At 58.7% G+C, this 23,131-nt stretch carries 26 protein-coding genes and 1 tRNA gene; 16 read left to right on the top strand and 11 right to left on the bottom strand.

Annotated features, from left to right (window positions below):
* The 3 genes from VGP75_RS16630 to VGP75_RS16620 all read left to right on the top strand — a co-directional run.
* Positions 1 to 183, top strand: a 183-nt coding sequence (locus tag VGP75_RS16630) for a hypothetical protein (protein ID WP_327544726.1), incomplete at its 5' end; no start/stop codon positions are given.
* 14 nt (positions 184 to 197) lie between these two features.
* Positions 198 to 755 (top strand): TadE/TadG family type IV pilus assembly protein, encoded by a 558-nt coding sequence (locus VGP75_RS16625; protein WP_327544725.1) that lies wholly within the window; start codon positions 198 to 200, stop codon positions 753 to 755.
* Between the two features lie 56 nt (positions 756 to 811).
* On the top strand, positions 812 to 1,366 hold the full coding sequence (locus VGP75_RS16620) for a hypothetical protein (protein ID WP_327544724.1): 555 nt from the start codon (positions 812 to 814) through the stop codon (positions 1,364 to 1,366).
* Here the strand turns inward: VGP75_RS16620 and VGP75_RS16615 are convergent.
* Together VGP75_RS16615 and VGP75_RS16610 are read right to left on the bottom strand one after the other, a co-directional pair.
* Positions 1,363 to 1,839, bottom strand: a complete 477-nt coding sequence (locus VGP75_RS16615) for a hypothetical protein (RefSeq protein WP_327544723.1) — start codon at positions 1,837 to 1,839, stop codon at positions 1,363 to 1,365. The genes VGP75_RS16620 and VGP75_RS16615 overlap by 4 nt on opposite strands.
* Positions 1,840 to 1,870: 31 nt before the next feature.
* On the bottom strand, positions 1,871 to 2,467 hold the full coding sequence (locus VGP75_RS16610) for a TetR/AcrR family transcriptional regulator (RefSeq protein WP_327544728.1): 597 nt from the start codon (positions 2,465 to 2,467) through the stop codon (positions 1,871 to 1,873).
* 63 nt (positions 2,468 to 2,530) lie between these two features.
* Here VGP75_RS16610 and VGP75_RS16605 point away from each other — a divergent pair, with 63 nt between their 5' ends.
* The 3 genes from VGP75_RS16605 to glpX all read left to right on the top strand — a co-directional run bounded on the left by VGP75_RS16605 (position 2,531) and on the right by glpX (position 5,163).
* Positions 2,531 to 2,788 carry a hypothetical protein gene (locus VGP75_RS16605; RefSeq protein WP_327544722.1) on the top strand — a complete coding sequence of 86 codons (258 nt, stop codon included), beginning with the start codon at positions 2,531 to 2,533 and terminating at the stop codon, positions 2,786 to 2,788.
* 54 nt (positions 2,789 to 2,842) lie between these two features.
* Positions 2,843 to 4,129, top strand: coding sequence for a homoserine dehydrogenase (locus VGP75_RS16600; protein ID WP_327544721.1), 1,287 nt, complete (start codon positions 2,843 to 2,845; stop codon positions 4,127 to 4,129).
* 68 nt (positions 4,130 to 4,197) lie between these two features.
* The gene (glpX, locus tag VGP75_RS16595) at positions 4,198 to 5,163 is read left to right on the top strand and encodes a class II fructose-bisphosphatase (RefSeq protein WP_327544720.1); all 966 of its coding nucleotides are present in this window, start codon (positions 4,198 to 4,200) and stop codon (positions 5,161 to 5,163) included.
* A gap of 438 nt (positions 5,164 to 5,601) precedes the next feature.
* Here glpX and VGP75_RS16590 read toward each other — a convergent pair whose 3' ends face one another.
* The 4 genes from VGP75_RS16590 to VGP75_RS16575 are packed head-to-tail and all read right to left on the bottom strand — an operon-like array spanning position 5,602 to position 11,033.
* Positions 5,602 to 6,576 carry an ABC transporter ATP-binding protein gene (locus tag VGP75_RS16590; RefSeq protein WP_327544719.1) on the bottom strand — a complete coding sequence of 325 codons (975 nt, stop codon included), beginning with the start codon at positions 6,574 to 6,576 and terminating at the stop codon, positions 5,602 to 5,604.
* Positions 6,573 to 8,453, bottom strand: coding sequence for a dipeptide/oligopeptide/nickel ABC transporter permease/ATP-binding protein (locus tag VGP75_RS16585; protein ID WP_327544727.1), 1,881 nt, complete (start codon positions 8,451 to 8,453; stop codon positions 6,573 to 6,575). Before VGP75_RS16585 ends, VGP75_RS16590 begins: the two co-directional genes overlap by 4 nt.
* On the bottom strand, positions 8,453 to 9,400 hold the full coding sequence (locus VGP75_RS16580) for an ABC transporter permease (protein ID WP_327544718.1): 948 nt from the start codon (positions 9,398 to 9,400) through the stop codon (positions 8,453 to 8,455). The genes VGP75_RS16585 and VGP75_RS16580 overlap by 1 nt, the downstream gene beginning before the upstream one ends.
* 58 nt (positions 9,401 to 9,458) lie before the next feature.
* Positions 9,459 to 11,033, bottom strand: a complete 1,575-nt coding sequence (locus VGP75_RS16575; RefSeq protein ID WP_327544717.1) for an ABC transporter substrate-binding protein — start codon at positions 11,031 to 11,033, stop codon at positions 9,459 to 9,461.
* Positions 11,034 to 11,128: 95 nt separating this feature from the next.
* Here VGP75_RS16575 and VGP75_RS16570 point away from each other — a divergent pair, with 95 nt between their 5' ends.
* The gene (locus VGP75_RS16570; protein WP_327544716.1) at positions 11,129 to 11,812 is read left to right on the top strand and encodes a DUF1028 domain-containing protein; all 684 of its coding nucleotides are present in this window, start codon (positions 11,129 to 11,131) and stop codon (positions 11,810 to 11,812) included.
* Positions 11,813 to 11,819: 7 nt separating this feature from the next.
* Here VGP75_RS16570 and VGP75_RS16565 read toward each other — a convergent pair whose 3' ends face one another.
* Positions 11,820 to 12,608, bottom strand: coding sequence for a FadR/GntR family transcriptional regulator (locus tag VGP75_RS16565; RefSeq protein WP_327544715.1), 789 nt, complete (start codon positions 12,606 to 12,608; stop codon positions 11,820 to 11,822).
* 69 nt (positions 12,609 to 12,677) lie between these two features.
* On the opposite strand from VGP75_RS16565, the gene VGP75_RS16560 reads away from it, so the two are divergent.
* The 7 genes from VGP75_RS16560 (at position 12,678) to VGP75_RS16530 (ending at position 19,185) form a co-directional block, all read left to right on the top strand.
* Positions 12,678 to 13,907: a M20 family metallo-hydrolase gene (locus VGP75_RS16560; RefSeq protein ID WP_327544714.1), complete on the top strand. Its 1,230-nt coding sequence runs from the start codon at positions 12,678 to 12,680 to the stop codon at positions 13,905 to 13,907.
* A 314-nt stretch (positions 13,908 to 14,221) separates the two neighbouring features.
* A complete protein-coding gene (gene recJ, locus VGP75_RS16555; RefSeq protein WP_327544713.1) occupies positions 14,222 to 15,985 on the top strand; it encodes a single-stranded-DNA-specific exonuclease RecJ in 1,764 nt (587 codons plus the stop codon).
* A 74-nt stretch (positions 15,986 to 16,059) separates the two neighbouring features.
* Positions 16,060 to 16,134, top strand: a tRNA-Glu gene (locus VGP75_RS16550).
* 279 nt (positions 16,135 to 16,413) lie between these two features.
* Positions 16,414 to 17,211, top strand: coding sequence for a hypothetical protein (locus VGP75_RS16545; RefSeq protein ID WP_327544712.1), 798 nt, complete (start codon positions 16,414 to 16,416; stop codon positions 17,209 to 17,211).
* A gap of 137 nt (positions 17,212 to 17,348) precedes the next feature.
* The gene (locus VGP75_RS16540) at positions 17,349 to 17,777 is read left to right on the top strand and encodes a VOC family protein (RefSeq protein ID WP_327544711.1); all 429 of its coding nucleotides are present in this window, start codon (positions 17,349 to 17,351) and stop codon (positions 17,775 to 17,777) included.
* A 26-nt stretch (positions 17,778 to 17,803) separates the two neighbouring features.
* Entirely contained in the window at positions 17,804 to 18,463 is a 660-nt protein-coding gene (locus VGP75_RS16535; RefSeq protein WP_327544710.1) for a DUF1194 domain-containing protein, read from the top strand.
* Positions 18,460 to 19,185 carry a DUF1194 domain-containing protein gene (locus VGP75_RS16530; protein ID WP_327544709.1) on the top strand — a complete coding sequence of 242 codons (726 nt, stop codon included), beginning with the start codon at positions 18,460 to 18,462 and terminating at the stop codon, positions 19,183 to 19,185. Before VGP75_RS16535 ends, VGP75_RS16530 begins: the two co-directional genes overlap by 4 nt.
* Positions 19,186 to 19,659: 474 nt before the next feature.
* Here VGP75_RS16530 and VGP75_RS16525 read toward each other — a convergent pair whose 3' ends face one another.
* The 3 genes from VGP75_RS16525 to VGP75_RS16515 all read right to left on the bottom strand — a co-directional run bounded on the left by VGP75_RS16525 (position 19,660) and on the right by VGP75_RS16515 (position 20,921).
* Positions 19,660 to 20,181 carry a MarR family winged helix-turn-helix transcriptional regulator gene (locus VGP75_RS16525; protein ID WP_327544708.1) on the bottom strand — a complete coding sequence of 174 codons (522 nt, stop codon included), beginning with the start codon at positions 20,179 to 20,181 and terminating at the stop codon, positions 19,660 to 19,662.
* 79 nt (positions 20,182 to 20,260) lie between these two features.
* Entirely contained in the window at positions 20,261 to 20,533 is a 273-nt protein-coding gene (locus VGP75_RS16520) for a succinate dehydrogenase assembly factor 2 (RefSeq protein WP_327544707.1), read from the bottom strand.
* Complete coding sequence (locus VGP75_RS16515; RefSeq protein WP_327544706.1) at positions 20,526 to 20,921, bottom strand: helix-turn-helix domain-containing protein; 396 nt, start codon at positions 20,919 to 20,921, stop codon at positions 20,526 to 20,528. The genes VGP75_RS16520 and VGP75_RS16515 overlap by 8 nt, the downstream gene beginning before the upstream one ends.
* Before the next feature lie 82 nt (positions 20,922 to 21,003).
* Here VGP75_RS16515 and VGP75_RS16510 point away from each other — a divergent pair, with 82 nt between their 5' ends.
* Entirely contained in the window at positions 21,004 to 22,206 is a 1,203-nt protein-coding gene (locus tag VGP75_RS16510; RefSeq protein ID WP_327544705.1) for a pyridoxal phosphate-dependent aminotransferase, read from the top strand.
* 1 nt (position 22,207) lies between these two features.
* Positions 22,208 to 22,603, top strand: a complete 396-nt coding sequence (locus tag VGP75_RS16505; RefSeq protein WP_327544704.1) for a hypothetical protein — start codon at positions 22,208 to 22,210, stop codon at positions 22,601 to 22,603.
* A 38-nt stretch (positions 22,604 to 22,641) separates the two neighbouring features.
* On the opposite strand, the gene VGP75_RS16500 is transcribed toward VGP75_RS16505, so the two are convergent.
* The coding region (locus VGP75_RS16500; RefSeq protein WP_327544703.1) for a copper chaperone PCu(A)C at positions 22,642 to 23,131 on the bottom strand (490 nt) is incomplete at its 5' end.

Genomic DNA, 23,131 nt, shown 5'->3' with positions numbered 1-23,131 from the left:
GATCAAGTGACCGAGGTCTACACAATCTCAATGGGTCTTTTCAACGAGACCATGACAGATTGCGCCAGCAAAGAGGGTAATGCATTCCGCTCCACGATCACGAATGATCCGGGCGAACCCGGACTGGACGAGATCTTCCAGACAATCGCAGAGCAGATCACAGCGTTGCGTCTGGCATTGTAATGGGGTCATTCACGATGAAAACTCTGTTACAACATTTCTTGAAAGACGAACGCGGCACCGCGTCGATCGAGATTGTGCTCGTGTTCCCCGTGTTCTTTGGGTTTTTCCTGATGACATATGAATCGGGTATCTATTCCGCACGGCAAGTGATGCTTGAACACGGTGTTGACGTAACGGTCCGCGAAGTGCGGATCGGTGTTATCACAAACCCGGACCGCGATAACCTGCGTGCGCGGATCTGTGACGCAGCCCGCATTTTGCCGGACTGCATCAGACAGCTTGAAATTGAATTGGTGCAGCGTGACCCGAGGACTGCTTGGGTTCCACTTGACGCGGATGTACGCTGCGTCGACCGCGGGGATCTGGACGCGGCATATGGCGGAACAATTGATCCGACAGGCAACAATGAACTGATGTTCTTGCGGGCCTGCATCCGCATTGACCCCTTCCTGCCATCTTCCGCCTTGGGCAAGGCCTTTATCGAGGCGAACGCTGGCGATACGGCCGCAGGTGAATCCTATGCGTTGGTTGCGACCAGTGCATTTGTCGTCGAACCTTTCCGGAACGATTGACCATGAAGAGCATAGCATCATTCACAAAAGCTTTTCGCGACGACGAACGCGGTTCAATGGCTATTGAACTCTTGCTCGTCGTCCCGATCCTGCTGTGGGTCTTTTTGTCAACATTCGTCTACTTTGACGTCTTCCGTGTTGAGACGAATTCCGTCCGCGCGACAATCACGCTGGCCGAAATGTTCAGCCGCGAGGACAGTGTGAACGACACTTTCATCAACAGTGCGCAAAGTGTTCTGCAAACCCTTACATTTGAGGAAAATGATCCAGACTTCAGGGTGACAGTTTACACGTATAACGAAGCTGCTGACGAGTTCCGGGTTGTTTGGTCGCGCAGACGCGGCGCCGGCATAACGCAAAACTTGACGAACGCAGACCTTGCTGACCTCAGGGCAGAAGGCCGCCTGCCGCCTATGGATAACTTTGACCAAAACATCTTCATCGAAACGCGCACCGAATATGATGCGCCTTTCAATATCGGCTTGGGTCCGTTTACCGTGACCAATCTGGAAGATCTTACCTTCACGAGCGACATGATTATCCGCCCACGCGGGGTCAGGCTTTGCTTTATAACCAATGCAGGCAACTCGATCTGCGGGCCAGGAAGTTAATCCTTGATCATCATGCTGATCCGTTCAGCCATGAATTTGGATTGACCGGCATTTGTGACGCCACCCACACCAACACGGCGCCCAAAGCGCCACCAAAGCCCCGGCAACCATGCGCGGGGCTTTTTGCTGTGCAGCACCAAGGTAAACCCGTTGGACGGCTTAAAGGCAAAAACACCCCGATCTACGCTGCGAATATCCTCAATCCGCGCCAGAACAGTGCCAGTGCTATCGCGCAACTCTGTTTCGGTCAGCGCGATGGTCACATGGGTCGCACGACGTAACCGCTCGGCCTGCCAAAGCATCAGCACACCGAACACCAGCATAAAGATCATCCACTGAAATGCAGGAGGATGCACGAGCGTCAGATAGACCACCAGCGCCCCTAACCCGAACAGGACACCATAGGCAAAAATACGGCGCGCGGGCGAGGCCTCTACAACCGCAAGAATCCCGTTTTCATCTGGTTGGAACATGATTTGTCTCCATCACTGCAGAGGCCTTATCCTACCTTGCCGAGGCTGTCACGGCACGGCGGACCATGTCCCAGTAGATCGCTTCAATTTTGTCGCTCTCGAGCCGCCCGCCTGCACGATACCAGTTGCTGATCCCTGTCAGCATCGCAATCAGCGCCATCGTGGTAATGCGCGGATCAGGCACGGCGAAAACACCCTCGGCTTCGCCATCCCTCAGGATGTTCTCAAGCACATCCTCATAGGCCCGCCGCAGCACCTCGACAGCGGCGAAATTCTCATCCGTCAGGTTGCGGAGTTCCATATAGGACACAAACACCTGATCCGGGCGCGGCAGATGAAACCGGATATGGAACCGCGTGAACCCTTCCAGACGCGCAAGACTGTTGCCCTGCAAATCAGCCGCCTTCAGCGCGGCCAGCAGATCCGCCATATGGCCCTGCATCAGGTCAAACAAAAGGGTCTGCTTATCCGGCGTGTAGTTATAGAGCGCCCCCGCCTGAATCCCGACTTCCGCCGCGATCTGGCGCATCGACACCGCCGCATAGCCGTGCCTTGCAATCAATCGCAGCGCCGCATCGCGCACCTTTGGGCCGGTAATATCAGAGTGGGAACCTTGCTTGCGTGCCATAACAGCCATTTAACTGAACGCTTGTTCATTTGGAAACCCCTCATCGGCAGTTGCCCCCACCCCATGACCACAGGTATGGTGGCGATCATGCGTCTGCTCTGGCCCCTTTCCTTTCTGTTTGTCACCGCTTGCGCCACATTTCCCGCGCTGGACGGCACGATCAGCGATGCCGCAAGGCAGGCCCCATACCCCACATTGACACAGCTTCCGTCACTGCCACCCGTTTCTGCCTCTGACGACGCAGATCTGCAGGCCCGGATCGCGGCATTACAGGCCCGCGCTGCACAACTGCGCCAGATTGACATCGCCGCGTTGCAGTAGCCGCGCGCTTTCGCTAGACCCGTGCTGACGCAGCACAACGATGGATTTATGCAGATGACAACACCTCTTCGCCTTGGGATCGCGGGACTTGGAACCGTGGGTGTGGGCATTGTCCGGATTGTGCAGAAACATAGCGAGCTGCTTGCCTTGCGCGCAGGTCGCCCTGTTGAAATCATCGCGGTCTCGGCACGGTCCAAAACCAAGGATCGCGGCGTTGATCTGTCCGCCTATGCATGGGAGGACGACCCCGTTACCCTTGCCAAACGCGACGATATTGACGTCTTTATCGAGGTCATGGGCGGTCACGAAGGCCCAGCCAAAAACGCAACCGAAGCGGCCATCGCCACTGGCAAGGATATCGTCAGCGCCAACAAGGCCCTGCTTGCCATCCACGGCCAAGCGCTCGCCGAAGCGGCCGAGGCCACAGGCCATGTGATCCGTTTTGAAGCGGCTGTGGCAGGTGGCATTCCCGTGGTCAAATCCCTGACCGAAGGGCTCGCGGGCAATGAAATCACCCGCGTCATGGGCGTGATGAACGGCAGCTGCAACTACATCCTGACCCGCATGGAAGACGCAGGGCTCAGCTATGAAGCCGTCTTTGAAGAGGCCAATCAACTGGGCTATCTCGAAGCCGATCCCGAATTGGACGTGGGCGGCATTGATGCGGGTCACAAACTCGCGCTTCTGGCCTCTATTGCCTTCGGCACGCAGGTCAATTTCGACGCGGTCGAGCTTGAAGGGATCGGATCCGTCACGATCGAGGATATCCACCAGGCCGCCGATATGGGCTATAAGATCAAACTCCTGGGTGTGGCCCAGATGACAGGGCGCGGGCTCGAACAGCGCATGTCGCCCTGTCTTGTCCCTGACACATCACCGCTTGGCCAGCTGCAAGGCGGCACCAATATGGTCGTGCTCGAAGGTGACGCGGTCAACCAGATCGTTCTGCGCGGCCCTGGCGCGGGCGAAGGCCCTACAGCAAGTGCGGTCATGGGCGATGTGATGGACATCGCGCGCGGGTGCCGTGTTTCGACCTTTGGGCAACCGGCCAACACCCTGCGCAAAGCGCGCGCCGCACGCGCTGCTGTGCCCGCACCCTATTACTTGCGCTTGAAACTGCTCGACAAACCGGGGGCTTTGGCCAAAGTCGCGCACGCGTTAGGCGAAGCAGGCATTTCGATCGACCGGATGCGCCAATACGACCACACGGACGCAACAGCACCCGTTCTGATCGTCACCCACAAGACGACACGCACCGCATTGGAAGAGGCGCTTTCCGATTTCAAATCCACCGGCGTGGTCAGCGGCACCCCTGTCGCAATCCGCATCGAGGCGGTTTAGCGCAAACAGTCTTGTAGCCCGCGCGCGGACAGGCTTTAGGTGGGGTAAGTTACAAAAGGACTGCCCTGATGCCCGCCGCACTTGATTTCAACGACCGCACCCTGTCTCTCGGGCTTGCCCGCGTCTCCGAGGCCGCGGCCATTGCCTGCGCCCGCCTTATCGGACGCGGCGACGAGAAGGCGGCAGATCAGGCCGCAGTGGATGCCATGCGCACCCAGTTGAACAAGCTTGATATCGCGGGCGTTGTGGTCATCGGCGAAGGTGAACGCGACGAAGCCCCGATGCTGTTCATCGGCGAGGAAGTCGGCACCGGCAACGGCCCCGGTGTGGATATCGCCCTTGATCCGCTGGAAGGGACGACACTGACCGCCAAAGACATGCCCAACGCGCTGGCCGTGATCGCCATGGGGCCGCGCGGGTCCATGCTGCACGCGCCTGACGTCTATATGGACAAGCTCGCCGTCGGCCCCGGCCTGCGCCCCGGCGTTGTGACGCTTGATATGTCACCCTCCGAGCGTGTCTCGGCCCTTGCCGCCGCCAAAGGCTGTTCGACCAACGATATCACCGTCTGTGTGCTCGAACGCCCCCGCCACGAAGATATGATCGCGGAAATCCGCAGCACCGGTGCTGCAATTCGCCTGATCACTGACGGTGACGTGGCCGGTGTGATGCATTGCGCCGAACCCGACGTGACGGGGATTGATATGTATATGGGTTCAGGCGGCGCGCCCGAGGGTGTGCTGGCCGCAGCCGCGCTGAAATGCATGGGCGGGCAGATTTTCGGCCGTTTGCTGTTCCGCAACGATGATGAGCGTGGCCGCGCAAAGAAAGCAGGCATCACGAATTTTGACCGCGTCTATACACGCGACGATATGGTGACAGGCGATGTGATCTTTGCCGCGACCGGTGTGACCGACGGATCGCTCGTGCCCGGCATCAAGCGTGAGGTGGGCTTTGTGACGGCCGAGACAATCCTGATGCGCTCCAAGACCGGATCGGTGCGGCGCATGATCTATCGCAACCCAACCAGCTAACCGGATCGCTTTGGCACCAACGCAGGGGAGCGCCAAAGGACTTTATAGCAGTAATTTAGGTCCCTTTCATTGCTGCGTGGATTTCCAGGGTTGCGCGTTATGCACCCGCATTGCGCGGTTATTCTGCTCATAGCCCTTTGACCAAGGTCGTCTGATGCCGGGCGACGGCTATTTACGGGTCCGAGGAATTAAGCGCGCATATCCGCGCATCCCTCAAGTGTCGCACCTCGGCGCAGGGTTCTGCAAAGCGCCGCTCTCGGCCCTTTGCAAGCAACGCTCACGCATCCGCGACCTTATCGCAGTGTGCCCATCATCATATTCGGCAAGAAAGACCGGTAACTTGCCCGGTTGGTCTTTATCGAAACGGTGATACGGATGGTTCGACTTTGGCGGATCACGACCGAAGCTGTCGTGGCATGACGACCAAACTCCCTGATGTCAAAGGTCCTGACCAATTGCGCTCAACGGATGAAAGCATGCAAACTCTCGTCCACTCCCGTCGGCCTTTAGAACGGGCTTCTCGTATCGGCACTGATCCGTCGCAAATGCACACCGTTCATTGAATGCGCACCCCAAGGGTGGGGACAACGGATCGGGCAATTCGGTCTGTGCGGACTCAGGTGCCGCAATGGGTCGCCCGACCTCGGGGGCGCTTTGCGCCAGAAGCGCCGTGTAGGGGTGACGCGGACTGGCAAAGATATCCCTTGCCGCCCCGACTTCGACGATGGCGCCAAAATAGAGCACGGCAACCCGATCACTGACCGCTTCAACCACGGCCAGATCGTGGCTGATGAACAGATAGGTCAGACCGTAGGCGTCCTTTAGGTCCGCCAAGAGGTTCAGCACCTGCGCCTGTACGGAAACATCAAGCGCCGAAACCGGTTCGTCCAGGATCAGAATCCGCGCCTCGGCGGCCAAGGCGCGGGCGATACCGATGCGTTGGGCCTGCCCGCCGGAAAACTCGTGCGGGTAGCGATCAAGAAATTCCTCGCGCAGGTTTACGGCGGCGAAAATTTCGCGAATGCGTGCGGCGCGGGCAGCCTTGTCAAGGTTGTGCAACTTGCGCAGCGGGGTCTCCATGATTTGCCGGATTGTCTTGCGTGGATTCAGACTGCTGATCGGGTCCTGAAACACGTATTGAATGCGTTTGCCGAAAATCGCGGGGTCCGCGTTGTCGAGAACCGCACCTTCGATTTCAATCTGTCCCGTCGTGGGGGCCGACAACCCGACAAGCATTTTCGCGAGGGTGGATTTCCCGCACCCAGATTCCCCCACAATGCCAAGCGTCTCGCCGGTTTGGACTGCTAGGTCGAGCGCTTGGACTGCATGAACCACCGCCTTCGGCGGGCCGAACAGGCGTTTGCCGACAGGAAAGGATTTGGACAGACCCGTCAGTTTCAGGGCTTCGGTCATGCGCTACGCTCCACTGGAACTTCGGGGAACAGGCATCTGGTCTTCCTGGTCATCCCGGTTGTAACGAGGTCGACCGGTTTCGCGCGGCACAGGTCCTGCGCCTTGTTACAGCGCTCCGCAAAAGCGCATCCAATGGGCAAATGGTCCACGACAGGCGGCAAGCCGGGAATGGCCGCCAGTTTTCGTTGCCCGCCACCCAATGTCGGCACGCAGGCGATCAGGCGAGCGGTATAGGGGTGCTGGGGGCTGCGCAGGACGGCCTCGGTTGGCCCTTCTTCCACGATCTGGCCTGCATACATCACTGCCACACGGTCGCACAATTGGCCGACAACGCCGAAATCATGCGTGATAAAGATGATCGCCAGCCCCCGTTCGCGCCGCAGATCGCTGAGGACAGAAAGGATTTGCGCCTGAACAGTCACGTCCAGTGCGGTGGTCGGTTCGTCTGCGATAATCACATCGGGGTCGTTAGCCAGCGCCATGGCAATCCCGACGCGCTGACGCATGCCCCCCGACATCTCGTAGGGGTAGCTGTCGATCCGGCTTTCGGCGTTGGGAATACGCACGGATTTAAGCAGATCGACCGCGCGGGTGCGGGCAGCCGTATGAGAGACGGTTTCGTGGGATTGGATTGCCTCGATCAGTTGGTCACCAACCTTGTAGAGCGGATGCAGCGTCGCGAGAGGGTCCTGGAAAATATAGGCGACGCGTCGCCCACGCAGGGAACGGAGTTTTTCGTAAGGGGCGCCAATGATATCCTCGCCCGCAAAATGGACCGCACCGCCGGTGATCACGCCGGGGGGTGACGCGACAAGGCCCATCACGCTGAGCGCTGTCACTGATTTTCCCGATCCGCTTTCGCCGATAATGCCAAGGCATTCACCCTTTTCGACGTGCAGATCGACCCCACCAACGGCCTGATACACACGATCCCGCACCCGGAATTCGGTGCGCAATTGGGCGATGTCCAGCAGGCTGTCGGTCTTGGCGGCGGGCACTGCGCCGTGCCGCTCCACCGTGGTGGCCGGCATCGGACGGCTGAGCGCGCCCGACTTCAGGCGCGGATCAAGCGCATCCCGCACGCCATCACCCAACAGATTGATCCCCATAACGATGATCAGGATCATCGCACCCGGCACGATTGAGGTGTGAGGGTTGGTGATCAGCGCCGAACGTGCCTCACCCAGCATCGACCCAAGGTCGGCCTGAGGGGGCTGTGACCCGAGCCCGAGGAAGGACAGGCCAGCCGTCTCGAGGATCATCCAACCAACGGTCGTGGACATGGCAATAACGATAACGGGCAGAACATTGGGCAGTACTTCACTCAGAATGATCTCTCGGTCGCGCATACCGGCCAGGCGGGCGGCATCGACGAACTCTTTATGCGCGATCCCCACCGTTACTCCGCGAATATTGCGCGCAAAGAACGGCACATTGACCGCAGCCACCGCGATGAGCGCGTTCATCAGACCGGGGCCAAGGGCCGCCACAATCGCCAACGCCAGCAGAATATATGGAAACGCCATGAGCATATCGACGCCACGCATGATCAGATTGTCGGTGCGCCCGCCATAGTAGCCCGCGATGATCCCGATGGCCGACCCGATGGTGGCCGCAATGATCGCGGCCGCCAGCCCCATCGCAAGGCTCAAACGCGTCCCCCACATCAAGCGGCTCAGAAGGTCACGGCCCAGATGATCGGTACCAAGCAATGCGCCTTCACTGAGCGGTGGCAGGAAACGGTTTGGCGTATCGGTTACATCCGGATCTGCCAGCGGCAAAAGCGGTGTGATCAATGCCAGAAAGACGATGACGCCGATGACGATCAGCCCCGCAAGGGCCAGACGATTGCGGGCCAGTAGTCTGAGAAATGCCATCATGTCTTGATCCTTGGATCAAGCAGCGCCTGGGCCACATCCACCATAATGTTGAACATCACATAGCAGGCGGCGATGAAAACCACACCGCCCTGGACCAGCAGAATGTCGCGTTTCAGAATCGCATCAACCAGCATGCGACCCACGCCAGGCCATTGAAAGACCATTTCGATATAGACGGCGCCGGACAGAACGAAGCCTGCCTGAATGCCCAGGATCGGGATGATCGAGACCATGGCCGCCCGTAACGCATGGCGCCAAATCACGCGGCGCTCATGGACGCCCTTGGCCCGCGCTGTGCGGATGAAATCCTGCCGCAACACTTCGAGCATGGCAGACCGCGCCAGCCGGGCGATGACGCCGGTGGCCACCACGGCCAAAGCAATGGCAGGCATGGCCAGATGATCCATCAGCACCCAAAGGTTTCGGTCCCCATAGATCGGCCACATGCCCGACACCGGGAACCATCGCAGTTGCACCGCGAAGATCAGGATCATCATCATGCCCAGAAAGAACGAGGGGATCGAAATTCCCAGCAGCACGACGAATGTGATCGCCTTGTCGGCAAAGCCGTATTGCCGCGCGGCCGAGATCACACCTGCCGCAATGCCAAGGATCGAACACATAACGAAGGATGTCCCGGCAAGGATCAACGTGGCGCCAAACCGGTCCAGAACTTCGTCCAAAACGGGGCGGTTCAGGGCGAAGCTGCGCCCGAAATCCCCCTGCAGCATATTGCCCAACCAGATAAAATAGCGCGGAACCAGCCCCTGATCCAAACCAAGGTCCCGATTCAGTTTCTCCACGTTTTCGGGTGTCGCATAGGAGCCGAGGATCGCCGTTGCGGGATCACCGGGGATCATCGCCATAATCAGGAAAACAATCACGCTGATCCCAAGCAGCACCGGAATGGCCGAGAGAAGCCGTTTGAGAATGTATCCGGTCATCGTCTATGTTTCCGCCCCGTCGGCGCGGCCCCCTGGGTCAGAGCCGCGCCAAAAGTCATTAGTTCTTGGTTACGTCATCCAGCAGCAGGAAGAAGGACGGCTGCAATGAAAAGCCGCCGACACGATCAGACGTCACTGCATTCTGCTTCCAGTTTGCCACAAAGACCCAAGGCGCGTCTTCCTGCACGATGACCTGCATCTCTTGGTAAAGACGCGCACGCTCAGACTGATCGGTCTCGACACGGGCGGCGTCCAGCAGGACATCGACCTCTGGGTTGGAGTAATAGCCGGAGTTGAACCCGCCTTTATCAGGCCAGGCTTCGGTACGCAGTGCAAGGAAGGGCAACGTATCGGGATCGTTTGTCATCCACGCCATCTGCGCCATGTCCGCCTTGCCCTCAAGGCCCGGGTTCACATTGCCAAGGAAGGTGTTCCACTCGTAGGTCTCGATAGTGACATCAAGACCCACGGCCTCAAGATCTGCCTGAATCGCGGTACCCATGGCCACAGGATCAAGCATGCCAGAGCCGCCTTCGGTCACATAGAACGTCAGCTCAGCCCCTTCAGCACCAGCCTCGGCGAGCAAGGCACGCGCGCGGTCCGGGTCATAGGGATATGGCTCGAGGTCAGGGTTATAGGCCCATGCGAAGGCGGGCGGCGTCGGACCGGCGGCGACCTCGGCGGTCCCTTCCAGAACGTCATTGACGATCGCTTCCTTGTTGATCGCATAATTCGCCGCCTGCCGGACGCGCACATCGGCAAAAGGACCTTCCTTGGCGTTCAGGATCAGGAACCAGACATGCGGACCGGCCTGTTCGTGGACCGTATAGCTGTCGCCCTGAAACTCGCTAAGCGCCACGGGCGGCACCTCGACCATCAGATCAATACCGCCCGCCAGCATCTCGGCGGTGCGCGTGTTGGCGTCTGTGATCGGCCGGAAGACGACTGTTTCAAGCGCGGGCGCGCCATCCCAATAGTCAGGGTTGGCCTGCACGACCACAGCCTCATTGCTGCGCCATTCGCCAAAGGTAAACGCACCTGTCCCTGAAGGATTGCGCCCAAAATCGGCCCCATGTTCCATCACCGCAGCAGGCGACACGATCAATCCCGTAGGATAGGCAAGGTTCGACAGGAACGGCGCATAGGGGGAGTTCAGCGTGAATGCGACGTTCTGCGCGTCAATAACTTCGACGTTCTCGACCGCGGAGAAGAAGAACGCCAGCGGGAACGGGCCCGTGTCGTGATAGGGATGGGCCTCGTCCAGCATACGGTCAAAGTTGAATTTCACTGCTTCCGCATCAAAGGCGCTGCCGTCATGAAACGTCACGCCTTCGCGCAGGGTAAAGGTATAGACCGTGCCGTCCTCGGAAATTGTCCAGTCGGTCGCCAAAGCGGGCTCGACTTCCAGTGTGCCGTCTTTGTAGCGCACCAAACCGTCATACATGTTCATCAGAATGCGGAAATCATTGACCGCCGTGACTGCAGCGGGGTCAAGCGCTTGCGGCTCCGCGATCTGGCCGACAATCAGCACATTCTCCGGCGTCTGCGCGGCAGCACCGCCCACAGACAGGGCCAAAGCTGTTGCTGCCGTTGCTGCCAACAGGGCGCGACGGGGTAGGTTCATGAAGGTCATGGCATATCCTCACTGTTACGTTTATTTATCATGATTAATTGTATTTGGACAAATTCTCATGATAAATACAAGGTAAATGTGCGAAAGGTTCTGCTGTGACGTTTTCCATTTTGACATATGACGAAAAAACAGGCGCTTATGCGGGGGCAGCGGCCACGGGCAGTCTGTGCGTCGGGGGATGGGTTCTGCGTGGAGATATCGAATCAGGCCTTTGCGCCTCGCAAGGGACAGCACCCAGTACCTTCTGGCGTGACGATGCAATGCGCCGTCTGTACGGCGGAGCGCGCGCTGCAAATGTGGTCGCGGACCTTACAGCAACCGACACCGGACGTGCGCATCGGCAGCTTGCGGTGCTGGACAGATCTGGCAGCACTGCAGGCTTCACAGGTGCCAAGAGCGTGCCCTATGCCGATACGATCGCAGCGCCGAACCTGATCGTGGCCGGTAACATGCTTCAATCGCGCAAGGTGCTTGAGGCCATGATCGACGCCTTTGGGGCCAGCACAGCCAGCGCCCCTCAACGGATGATTGCGGCATTGTGTGCCGCTGACAAAGCTGGATCGGATGTGCGCGGTCTACAATCAGCGGCTTTGTTGGTTCTTAATCCGAACGCCCCACCAATTGATCTGCGCATTGACCACAGTCGCGCGCCCCTTGATGACCTTGCCGCACTGGCGGATCAGGTCAGCCAGCCGCCGTATTCTGACTGGCTCGAGGAAGCGCCGGTACAGGCCGACCGCAGCCGCGCACCGAAGGTTGAGGACAAGGTTGCACCTTAACCCGGCCCTACTCGGCCATGAACTCCCGCGTGATCCGCATTTCCTGCTGGTTCATCATACGTTCGGCCCCTTCCATGTGCGACGTCATGATGGCACGCGCACCATCGCTGTCGCCCTTGGCCAAAGCCTCCACGAGGTCGATCTGGTGATTGCGACCCCGCTCCCATAGCTCGCGGTTGGGGGTGGCATATAGCCGGCGATAGACCGTCAGGTCCGAAAGGATGCGGGCCATGAAGGAAATGACGAAGCCCAATAACTCGTTATCGGCAGCATCGGCGAGCCGCGCATGGAAGATCAGCGACGAAATATGCTGCTGTTTCTCTTCTTCCGGGGTTTTTGCGGGTTCAGGATGCTGATGGGCCATCTCGCGCAATTCGGCCAGCGTTTCCTCGTCCAATCTCCCGGCCAGTTTGGCCACGAGTGCGGGTTCGAGCATCTTGCGCATTTCATAAATGTCGGACAGCGACAAATCCTTGAAATAGAAATAGTTACCAAGAAGGGACATCGCGCGCTCCTTGCTGACCTCTCCAACCGAACTGCCACCACCGGGGCCGGTCTTGGTGACGATCAGGCCCTGCGCCTCAAGAATGCGCATCGCTTCGCGTACCGTGCCTTTGGATACGCCGAACTGCGCGATCATTGCGGCCTCGTTTGGCAACTTGTCTCCCTTGCGCAAATCACGCTCGACAACCCAGCGTTTGATCTGGTCGGCCACCTGCACCGGACGCGACCGTTTTTGCGCACGGGGGGCGTCTGTTATTTTGGGGCCAATGGGCGGGTTACTGCATTTTGTCATCATAATTTTCTAGACGAGTGTTGCAGCCGTGTGTAGCTAATAATTTATCATAACAAATCTGGACAATCTATGACTTTCGGCACATTGGCCCAAACCCGCTTGCGTGAAATTGCCCGGTGTTCGTTGGCCGGTGCAGGCGTGACACGTCTTCCGTTCACCGCTGAACATGCGTCAGCCTTGGCGCATATCCGTGATTGGATGACAGCGGCGGGCCTTCAAGTCCACATGGACGCGGCGGCCACTCTTGTCGGGCGCCTCGAGGGGCCAGAGGGCGGCAAGACGCTGTTGATCGGGTCGCATCAGGATTCCGTTCCCAACGGTGGGCGCTATGACGGGATCATGGGGGTCGTGCTGGCCTGCCTTGCCTTGGAAAAGCTCAAAATTGACAATGTCAGGCTGCCCTTCGCGGTTGATGTCCTTGCCTTTGCGGATGAAGAAGGCGTGCGGTTCCCCACAGCTCTCTTGGGCCCGCGCACTCTCGCAGGCACATTCGACAGCGCTGTGCTGAACCTTGAAGACCCAGAAGGTGTGACAGTAGGCGCGGCGCTGGCTGCGTTCGGCGCAGACCCGACGCAACTGGTCGGACTTGCCCGGGATCCAACCGATATCCTTTGCTATCTAGAGGCACACATCGAACAGGGACCGGTGCTCGAAACCCGGAATAGTCCTCTTGGCGTCGTCACGGGCATCTGTGGCATTGAACGTAACAGGATCGTCTTTACCGGCGAAACAGGCCATGCAGGCACCGTTCCAATGGCAGACCGCCGCGACGCCCTTGTAGCTGCATCGCGTTTTATTGTGGCGGTTTCCGAGATCGCCAAACAGACGAACAGCATCCGCGCAACTGTCGGGGAAATCTCTGTCCACCCCAATGCCGTGAATGCCATTCCCGACCGCGCCGCCCTCCCGCTCGAGGTGCGCTCGACGTCTGACGCGGCACGCGCGAATTTCAGCGCACAAATGCGGGAAATCGGAGCGCAGATCGCAAGCGAAAGCGGGCTTTCGTTCCAGATGGAGCAGACCTACAAGCAGCCCGCTGTAAACTGCGACCCGACCTTGGCCAAGACCTTGGCCAGCGCCGTCAAACAAGCAGGGCACCCTTTGGTTAGACTGCCATCGGGGGCGACCCACGACGCCTCTGCCATGTCAGACTTATGCCCCATCGCGATGCTCTTTGTGCGTTGCACGCGTGGCCTGAGCCACCATCCAGATGAACATGCACGCACGGAAGACATGAACGCAGCAGTCGACGCAATTGCTGGATTTCTGGTGTCATTGAAAACAGAAGGGACCACCTGACATTTCCACCATCCTCTTTTTCCTGCGAGGCAAAACGTGGCAAGCCATCCACCGCGTCGGGCTTGTTTGCCGCGGCGGGGATCACCGCGATGCGTTGGGCAGCCCGCGCGCGACAGCGCATGGCCTCGTTTGGCGATACCCTTGGCGGAGACCTCCCGTGTTTGTGCACCAAATCAGGCAGACGGAAAGCCGATCCAAGCGCAGAAACACCACATTCCGTGGTGTTATCAGGTGTTTCAACGAGAGGTGATTTTAGCAAATGGCGGGAACGAAGCTGTGGTCAAAGACAGGCGCGCCGCATATGGTGCCAAATGATGACTGCACCCCAAGATAAATCCGCTTTTCTGAACGTCACAGCCTCGGCCACGGGTCGCCGCTGGGTTGGTCCCAGCGTGGAAGAAGACCGGCTGTCAGAGGCCATGGCACAGGAAACCGGCCTGCCCGCCCCGCTTTGCCGTGTCTTGGTCCGGCGCGGCATCAGCGCACAGGACGCCCCCGTCTTTCTTGCGCCCACCTTGCGTGATCTGCTGCCGGACCCGCGCGTTCTCAAAGACATGGACGCGGCAACGACGCGCTTTTTGCAAGCGCTGCATAGAAACGAAAGCATTGCCATTTTCGCTGATTATGACGTGGATGGCGGCACCTCGGCGGCCCTGCTGATCTGCTGGCTACGTGATATGGGGCGACACGCCACGCTCTATGTGCCCGACCGGATTGATGAAGGTTATGGCCCCAATGATGAGGCCATGGCCACCCTCGCCCGCGATCACGATCTGATCATCTGCGTCGATTGCGGCACGCTTTCACATGGGCCTATTGCGGCGGCCAAAGGCGCCGATGTGATCGTGCTTGACCACCATTTGGGCGGCGAGACCCTGCCAGATGCGGTGGCGGTTGTGAACCCCAACAGGCAGGACGAGACAGGCGATCTTGCGCATCTCTGCGCGGCGGCTGTCGTGTTTCTGATGCTGGTCGATGCCAACCGGCAATTGCGCGAAGCAGGCCAAAAAGGTCCTGATCTGATGGCGATGCTTGATCTTGTGGGGCTGGCGACCGTGGCCGATGTGGCCCCTTTGATCGGCGTGAACCGCGCCTTTGTGCGCCAGGGCCTGACCGTGATGGCACGGCGCAACCGGATTGGTCTGACCGCTCTCGCGGATGTCGCAGGGCTCGACCAGGCACCAACCAGCTATCATCTCGGGTTTCTGCTAGGCCCCCGCGTCAATGCAGGCGGGCGCATCGGCAAGGCGGACCTCGGCGCGCGGCTTTTGGCCAGTGACAACCGGCACGAGGCCGAATCGATGGCCGCGAAACTGGACGAGTTGAACACAGAGCGCCGTGAGGTCGAAGCACAGGTCCGCGACATGGCACTTGAACAGGCCACCGCACGCGGGCTTGACGGACCGCTGGTCTGGGCCGCAGGAGAGGGCTGGCACCCCGGTGTGGTGGGCATCGTCGCCGCACGCCTGAAAGAGGCCACCAACCGTCCCGCTATCGTCATCGGGCTGGACGGCAATGAAGGGAAAGGCTCGGGGCGCTCGGTATCCGGTGTTGATCTGGGCGCCGCAATCCAGCGCACAGCGCAAGAGGGGTTCTTGATCAAGGGGGGCGGGCATAAAATGGCGGCTGGCCTGACCGTTGCGCGCGACAAGCTCGATGAAGCCATGGCGCGTTTGGGCGACCTTCTCGCAAAACAGGGGGCCGCTGACATCGGCCCCGCAGACCTGATCATCAGCGGCATCCTGATGCCCGGTGCCGCCACAGTCGATCTGATCAACCAGATTGAGGACGCAGGGCCCTTCGGCGCAGGCGCCCCCGCCCCGCGTTTTGCCTTTCCCGATTGCCAGATCCACTTTGCCAAACAGGTGGGCGCGAACCATCTGAAAATCAGCTTCGGAGATGGTCTGGGCGGGCGGATTGACGGAATCAGTTTCGGCGCAATGGACGGACCACTCGGGCCGATGCTGGTCAATCACAACGGGGCGCGGTTCCATCTGGCAGGGCGGCTTGAAATCAATAGCTGGCAAGGCAGGCAATCCGTGCAATTACGCCTTGAAGACGCTGCACCGGCCCACTGACAATTGCCTGCAAAAAACGAAAAAAGCCTCTTGCGCGCCACGCGTGGTTTCCCTAAAAGCGCCACACCAACTGCGGTCCCTTCGTCTATCGGTTAGGACGCCAGGTTTTCAACCTGGAAAGAGGGGTTCGATTCCCCTAGGGACTGCCATTGGTTTTCTCCAAAAACATCGGATAGTTTTCGCGACGCGCCAGAAGCGTCCATGATGGCGACCGGACATCAGTTGAAGTCTGCAACCGGTATTACGCCACAGCAAAAAAGCACTGGAACAGTGAATTGCTACGTGAGCGCGTTCCCGCAACGCCAAAGCTTTCGAATTTTAAAACTTGCTCTGCCCATGATAGCGGGGCTAATTGTTCACAAAAACGTCAGGCGGGCTTGGTTTGCGCCCGTGAATACGCAAAAGCCATTTTACGAGGGAATAAAACATTGGAAACCGACGTCACTCTGAGCGCGCGGATCGCCGACCACATGGCGCAAGTGATACGAAGCACGGCTGTCGACACGGTGCCTTGCCAACATGCACTGCTATCGGGCCTGTTTCCAGAGGATGTCTACGCGCGCATGCTGCAGAACATCCCTGAACGTGAAGCATTTCGGCCAATGAGCCTGGAGCACTTCCATGACAAGGACGGCGTCTCAACCCGCGATCTCATTGAACTGCCCGAGATCGGCGTCGCGCGGATCAGCAAAGACCAGCAAAGCCTTTGGTGGGCCGTGGGCACCGCAATCATGTCAGAAAAAGTGAAGTCAGCAGTTTTTGACGGGCTTGCCGAAGATCTTGCACCGGTCCTGAATGTCGACAAATCACAGATCAACAATCAAAAGGTCTTTGTCAGTACGGCGCTGCGTTTCGAGACCGAATCCTACTATATGCCGCCACATTTTGATGACTTGCCTCGGGTTGCGACCATGCTGATTTACCTGCCCGAAGACGACAGCCTCGATGGGCTGGGCACCTCGCTTTACGATTACGCGCCCAAATGGCAAAGGCCGTTTCGCCCGGCCCACCGTGAACTGCGCCGCGCACCGTTCCTGCCCAATAGCGGGATTTTCTTTTCGGGGAACGACCGCAAAAAACGCCCAGGCTGGCACGGGTTCGAACGGGTGGACAAGACAAAACTTGGGGATGCACCCCGCATCAGTTTGCTGACAACTTGGTACACCGGCACCGCGCAAACACACGCCGGCACCCCCGATATCCTGCCGGTCATGGCTGATGTCTGACGGCGCTTGGCCGTATGCACACCCAGAAGGGGCGGAGCGCGGTCGAATGCCTTCATTGCTCAAAATGGCGGCTCAGGCATTTACTGTCACGCGCGAAGGACTAGGCTATTGGGGACAATACCGAAACGGAGCACCCAATGTCCCTGAAATATCTGCACACGATGGTCCGCGTCAAAGACCTTGAGAAATCCATCGCTTTTTACGAACTTCTCGGGCTGAAAGAAACGCGGCGGTTCGATAGTGAAAGCGGGCGATTTACGCTGCTTTTCATGGCCCCTCCTGGACAGGAAGAATGCCCTGTTGAGCTGACCTACAACTGGGACGGCGACGATGCGCTTCCCTCGGACAGCCGGCATTTCGGGCATCTGGCCTACCGCGTGTCAAACATCTACGAGGTCTGCCAGCATTTGATGGACAATGGCGTGACGATTAACCGCCCGCCCCGCGATGGGCACATGGCCTTTGTGCGTTCGCCCGATAACATCTCGATCGAGCTTTTGCAGGAAGGCGACAACCTGCCTCCGGCCGAACCTTGGGCCAGCATGGAAAACACAGGCCATTGGTAAAATCCGGCGTCCTGTTCTGCTTTTGCATGGCGGCGGCCCCCGTTGAGGCCTGCCGCCTTGCGCTTGTGCTTGCGCTTGATGTCTCATCCTCGGTCGATGCAGAGGAAGACCGGCTTCAGCGTGGCGGCCTTGCGGCGGCCCTGCTTGCGCCCGAGGTGCAAGAGGCCTTTTTCATCAGTCCCGATCCTGTTGCGCTGCAAATCTTTGAGTGGAGCGGGAAGTATAACCAGACCGACCTTTTGAACTGGACACTCATCCGGTCGCCTGCCGATTTGCTCGTGGCGGCAGAGGCGCTGACCAACAGCACAAGGAGTGTCAGCGATATGCCAACGGCGATGGGCTATGCGCTGGGCTATGCATCCATCAAGCTGCGATCCGCGCCGCCCTGCCTGTTCCAGACCATTGATATGGCGGGCGACGGCGTGAACAATGACGGCTTTGGTCCTTCCAGCGCCTATAGGGCCTATCCCTTTGACGGGGTAACGGTGAACGGGCTGGCCGTCGCCGGAGCAGATAACACCGCCCGCGATTATTATCTGGCCGAGGTCATCTACGGCCCGAACGCCTTTGTCGAGGTCGCCTACGGCTTTACCGATTTCGAAGATGCGATGCGCCGCAAGCTGGTGCGCGAACTGTCTTCCCAGATTATCGGGCGCGCGCAGGCACAAGCAGAGGCCGAAGGATGATGCGGGTATGTCTGTTTGTGATGCTCTTGCCGGGCATCGCACAGGCAGCTTGCCGACAGGCGCTTTCGCTTGGCCTGGATGTTTCAAGCTCGGTCGATCAATCCGAATATGACCTTCAGCTTGAAGGGGTGATCGCCGCTTTGAACGCGCCGGTGGTGATGGATATCCTCTTTCTGCAACCCGACGCACCCGTTCGCCTGCATGTGTTTGAATGGAGCGGCCCCGTCAATCAGACGGTCATCGTGCCATGGACAACGATCAACACACCCGCAGATATCGCCGCCATCAGCGCGCGCCTGCGTGCCCATGAACGGGGCGTACCCGCACCAACCACTGCTGTCGGGTCGGCCTTGCTTGCGGGGTTTTCCTACCTCGAAGACCAAGCGGACTGCTGGATCCGCACCCTTGATCTGTCAGGCGACGGCGAAACCAATGTCGGGCCGCTCCCCGAAGACATCCCCGACAGTGCGACCCCAGCGGGTGTCACGGTCAACGGGCTTGTTGTCGGGTCGGGCAACTTTTTTGGCGATCAGGTCAGCCGCACCGCGCTGGCCGATCTGGAAGACTACTACCGCGAAAATGTCATCCGCGGGCCGGTGGCCTTTGTCGAGGTCGCGCAGAACTATGAAGACTACGCCGCCGCGATGGAGCGCAAGCTCTTGCGCGAACTCTCTGCCTTGGCGGTCGGTCAGATGGACAGGCCGCACGGCTCAAACGGATGATCCGTGCGGCCCTGCTCTTTCTTGCACTGCCCGGCGTTGCAACGGCCGCCAGCCGAAAGGCGCTTGCTTTGGGGAATGATGTGTCAGGCGCGGTCGGTGCGGTCAAAGACAGATAGCAACTTGCAGGTTCCCCAACCGCGCTGAACAGCCATACGGTACGCGACATGCCCGTCAACCGGCCTGATGACCGGTAGATGTGTTGTGCTGCGAATAGACCGGCCCGCGCGATCAAACCTTTATCATGCTAAGGAACGTTAACTGCTGGAAAAACTGACCAGCCGTGACAAAGGTGCCGTCACCCCTGAAGCATAATGCCTGGCGGCAGGAATATCGCTTGGGTTGAACACGGGCCGCCACATAACGTGACGACCCGCAAAAACACAACGCTCGTTAACGACACCGCGCCAAAAGGGACACCGGCTGAACAAACAAATCAACCGTGCTGACCAAGACCTTTTGCCGCAATCTATGCGATTAATAGATATAGCGGATCTGTTCGGTCCAATAGCGTTCGACCCGCCGCAGTGCTGCGGTGATATCCTCAACACCCTTTTGGTCCAGCACGCCACGGTCCATCAGACCCTCAGAATGGGTCCGGAACAACCGTGCCACCAGAACATGCACGCCACGCCCTTTTTCCGTCAGCCGCACACGGACAGAACGGCGGTCAATTTCGCTGCGCTGATGGTGCATATAGCCCGCTTCCACCAGTTTCTTGAGGTTATAGGACACGTTCGAGCCCTGATAATACCCGCGCGATTTCAGCTCGCCCGCCGTAACCTCGTTGTCGCCGACGTTGAACAACAGCAAAGCCTGCACCGGATTGATCTCAAGCAGGCCAACGCGTTCAAATTCGTCTTTGATCACATCAAGCAGTAGACGGTGCAGTCGCTCAACAAGGTTCAGGGCATCAAGATAGGTGTCCATGAACGCCACACTGCGCGCACCCGGCAGGTCGGTCGTTCCGATCTCGTCCAAATCGGTATGAATGCTCATAAATCTGTTGCTCCATTTGATCTCCGCAATTTGGGATAAAACGAAACAACCAATATTCGGTTAAGCGCAGAACGCTTTTTTAAGCGGGTCGTGTGACGCCTTCTGCATCTGTCGAAATCTGTGTCACAAGTTCGAGGTATTCAGGGGGTGTCGGGAACTGCCCCCCGATCCAGCCATAGATGTCGTGATCATTCTCGGACAAGAGCCGGTCATAGAGTGCCAATGCCTCATCAGAGAACTCTGACAAATGTGCGTCGGCAAAGGCCGACAGGATCAAATCCATCTCTTTGATCCCGCGCCGCATGGATCGCATCCGCAGGCGCTTAATCATCGTTTCACGTGTCTCAGACATCTTGGTCCTTCAAGGCTTTGCGCAGGCGTTTTTCCAGCCGCCCCAGTTTTTCGCTTGATTGCAGCATCTGGCCGCGCAGCACCCGCATCTCGGCCAGCAAATCAACCAGATCACTGGTCAATGCCATCTCGCTATCGGGGGCGTCAGGGCCTTCACCTTCACCGGTCAAGAGCCAGCTCATCGACACGCCTACAACACCCGATACCATCTGCAAACGGTTCGCGCGGGGTTCCTTGATATCGTTCTCCCAAGCCGCAATCGTGCTTGGCTTCACGCCCAGCTTCTCGGCCAGCCCTTGCTGCGTCAGGCTTGCTGCTTCACGCGCACCTGCGAGACGGTCGCCAAAAGTGGCAGTCTCTTCGCTGTACCAGTCCTGATCACTCGCCATCGCTTGCTCCTTCAATTGCTTGCCATACGGCAGTCTTGCATCCTATGTCATAGACAGCGCCATTTTACCACCGGATGATCCTATGACCTTTCTTTCTGCGACATTGTCTCGCGTCAAACCGTCCCCCACAATCGCCGTCACAACAAAGGCCGCAGAGCTGAAGGCTGCCGGCCGCGATGTGATCGGCCTTGGCGCGGGCGAGCCGGATTTCGACACGCCTCAGAACATCAAAGATGCGGCTGTTGCGGCCATTGCAGCAGGTAAAACGAAGTACACCGCCGTCGATGGTATCCCAGAACTGAAAGAGGCGATCTGCGCCAAATTCAAGCGCGACAACGACCTGGCCTATACCGCTGCCCAGGTTACCGTCGGCACTGGCGGTAAGCAGGTACTCTATAACGCCTTCATGGCCACCCTGAACCCCGGTGACGAGGTCATCATCCCTGCCCCCTATTGGGTCAGCTATCCGGACATGGTGCTTTTGGCGGGCGGCACGCCGGTGACGGTTGAGGCCTCGCTGGAAGCGAACTTCAAAATCACCGCAGACCAGCTTGAGGCAGCGATTACGCCCAAGACAAAATGGTTCCTGTTCAACTCGCCTTCCAACCCGACAGGTGCAGGCTATAGCTGGTCCGAGCTGAAAGCCCTGACCGACGTACTGCTGCGCCATCCCCATGTCTGGATCATGACCGACGACATGTACGAACATCTGGCCTACGGAAATTTCAAATTCTGCACACCCGCACAGGTCGAACCACAGCTTTACGACCGCACGCTGACGGTCAATGGCGTGTCCAAAGCCTATGCCATGACAGGCTGGCGGATCGGCTATGCGGCTGGGCCGGAAGAGCTGATCAAAGCAATGCGCAAGGTACAGTCGCAATCCACCTCGAATCCCTGCTCCGTCAGCCAATATGCAGCGGTCGAGGCCCTGAATGGCACGCAGGATTTCCTTGCTCCGAACAACACGCTGTTCGAACGCCGCCGTGATCTGGTGGTGTCGATGCTGAACAAGGCCCCCGGAATTGTCTGCCCGAAACCCGAAGGGGCGTTTTATGTCTACCCGTCCATCGCAGGCTGCATCGGCAAGACCTCGGCGGCGGGCACAGTGATCAACAATGACGAAACATTTGCCACGGCGCTGCTGGAGGAAACGGGTGTCGCGGTGGTCTTTGGCGCGGCCTTTGGCCTGTCCCCCAATTTCCGTGTCAGCTATGCGACCTCGGATGCAGCGCTTAAAGAGGCCTGCCAGCGGATCATCACCTTCTGCGAAGGCCTGACCTGACATGACGGACCTGCCCGAGCTTTATTTCCGCATCCGCGAGAATGGTGCAGCAGTGTTCCGGATCAACACCGCAAACCGCGAACGCCGGATCGAGATGGAACAGATCGCCGTCGTGAACACAAACCGTGGCGATTTCAAACCACAAGGCGACGCGACGCTGAGTGCTGATGAAGAGCGCGTCATCGGCGATTGGCTCAAAGCACGCCTGAACCTGCTGGCAGCGCGTGACATGGAAGATATCCATCGCGCAATCGACCATCTGAACCTGACAGCACACTGGGCGCAGGCCAAAGCGACGGATGCGCAGCTTGAGCAGGTCACGGATGATCTCTTGATGGCGATGCATGATCTGCGCAGCGTGCTGGTGCGCAAAAAGGCGGATCGCCTGCAAGGCTAGGGTACGGCGGGCCACGAAAGGGGCCCGCCATCAGGCAATCAGTTGCCCATTTGATGTGTGCTGTGGTCCATGTCACCGTGGTTCATCCCACCATGGCTATTCATGCCGCGCGCCTCGACTGTAAACACCACGTCGATCCGGCCTGCATTCTCGAAAACCAGCGTTGCGGGCACCTGTTCGTCTACTTCGAAGGGATCACCGCCAAGGCCCATGAACATCACATGAAAGCCGCCAGGCTGCAGCGTCACGGTTTCACCGGCGGGCAGTGTAAGCCCCTCTTCCAGATGGATCATGCGGGCCACATCGCCGTCCATTTCGGTGGTGTGAACTTCGACACGCGGAAAGTCTGCCTCCACCGCAAGCAGCCGATCCGCTGTGTCGCCGGTATTCGTGATAGTCATGAACCCACCAGCCGTTTGCGCGGTTTGCGCGGTTTCAAAAGCCATCGGATGGTCGATCACAAGATCACCGATCTTGTATTCATGTGCAGTTGCAGTGGACGCAAAGACGCAAAGGGCGGCAACCGCC

The organism is Yoonia sp., assembly GCF_036007805.1.
In the GTDB taxonomy this organism is placed as follows: Bacteria; Pseudomonadota; Alphaproteobacteria; order Rhodobacterales; family Rhodobacteraceae; genus Yoonia.
The sequence above is the reverse complement of the archived record's forward strand: the minus strand, read 5'-3'. Positions and strand labels throughout refer to the sequence as shown.